The organism is Okeania sp. SIO2B9 (genome assembly GCF_010672505.1).
Taxonomy (GTDB): domain Bacteria; phylum Cyanobacteriota; class Cyanobacteriia; order Cyanobacteriales; family Microcoleaceae; genus Okeania; species Okeania hirsuta.
The window spans coordinates 1-1,584 of the sequence record NZ_JAAHGK010001531.1; the positions used below are offsets into that span (position 1 = coordinate 1).

Annotated in this window: 2 protein-coding genes; both read right to left on the reverse strand. The window is 34.5% G+C overall.

Annotated features, from left to right (window positions below; genetic code table 11):
* Positions 1 to 183, reverse strand: a 183-nt coding sequence (locus F6K13_RS32335) for a helix-turn-helix domain-containing protein (RefSeq protein WP_287289790.1), incomplete at its 3' end; no start/stop codon positions are given.
* Between the two features lie 181 nt (positions 184 to 364).
* Entirely contained in the window at positions 365 to 1,030 is a 666-nt protein-coding gene (locus F6K13_RS32340) for an HAD family phosphatase (protein WP_124145968.1), read from the reverse strand.
* Positions 1,031 to 1,584: the final 554 nt, after the last annotated feature.

A 1,584-nucleotide genomic window follows, 5' to 3' on the forward strand; every position in this document is an offset into this window, starting at 1 on the left:
AATTTCACCAATAGGACATGAAATTAATGAACAACGGTCAACTTGACATCTAGTTCTATTTAACCAATCTAGTCTTTGACCTAGAGCATAATTCCAATGTCTTCGTAACAGTTCTAGCCAATAATCTATTTTGACTGACTGTTCAGTAGTGGGCTTAATTTTGTAGCAATGAGTAATTATCATAATTTTATACTACTCTTTAGTGCTACATTTGAACAGCAATCGAAACCTGTTTAATTTGCAGCTCGGCAATTCCCCTCCTGTTAAATCGCAGATTATAACGGGAGACCCCTTGCCGAATCAAGTTGGAAATAAACATTTTTAGCTTTTATGTCACTAAGGATTTATCTTTGCCATCATAACCTTAGTTTCCTTGGAACTTCCTTATATCTAAAAGTTGCTGTAATTTTTCATCACTAAAATCATTAATAACAATACTCGCTCCTACTTCTAATAAAGATTCAGGTTCATGGGTAGAAGCAACTCCTACTGTGTAAATTCCTGCTCCGACTGCTGACTTAATTCCAGAACGAGAATCTTCAAAAACAATTGCCTCTTCCGGGGAAATTTCCAATTTTTCTAAACATAATTTATAAGGTGCAGGATCTGGTTTTGCGACAGTCATTACTCCACCTAATATTACTAATGGAAAAGTATCTGTTAGCTGCAAAACATCTAACATAAATTCAGCATTTTCTGGAGGTGCATTTGTCACGACCGCTTTCTGAAGTTTTTGTTTTTTTACCCATGCAATAAATTCTAATAATCCTGTCATTGGTTCTAAGTTTGTAGCCATTTCTCGAAATTTAGCTTCTTTATAATCTGCTAGTTCTTCTACTTCTGTAGTTGATAGGTGTGGTAGTAATTTTTTCAGAATTGTGGGATTAGTTCCACCACTAATTTTTTCCTTATAAGAGTTATGGTCAATTACTATTCCGTAATTATTTAAAATTTCTTTCCATACCTGGAAATGCAAGGGGTCTGTATTAACTATGGTGCCATCTAGGTCAAACAAAATTGCTTTTAGCATCTCTTATATAGATAGTGTTTACTTTATGAGGTCTGAACTGAAAATTGAATTTCTCAGAGAAAATCTAGATCGAAGGTTCGTGCAATGAGGGGCAATTAAAGCTTAAAAGTATTGATTTATATGAATTTTAGCCCTCTTACTGAACGGTTATTTAACAAAATGATACTATCATTGTATCAACTTAATTCTAATATCTGAATAAAATAAGGTATGAAATGGATAGAATTGAAGAAGGAGACAGGAGACAACCCACCTCCAACCCCTCCCAGGAGGGGAAGACAGGAGACAGGAGGAAAATTACATGGGGATTCTAACCCCAAGTAATTTTGAACACCCCCGTTGACGGTGGGGTATTAAACCCACAAAGAAAATGATAAATCTTATGTAGAAACCGGAATCTCTAATTTAGACTCTGAACTTTATGGTGGCTTTTTCTATGATAAATTAACTTCTATTAAAGGAAGAGTTGCTGTGGAGAAAACAACCTTTATAGTGTAACTGATAATCAGTAAATAAAAAGGAAAAAAAAGCAGCAAAATTTACAATCTGTGACG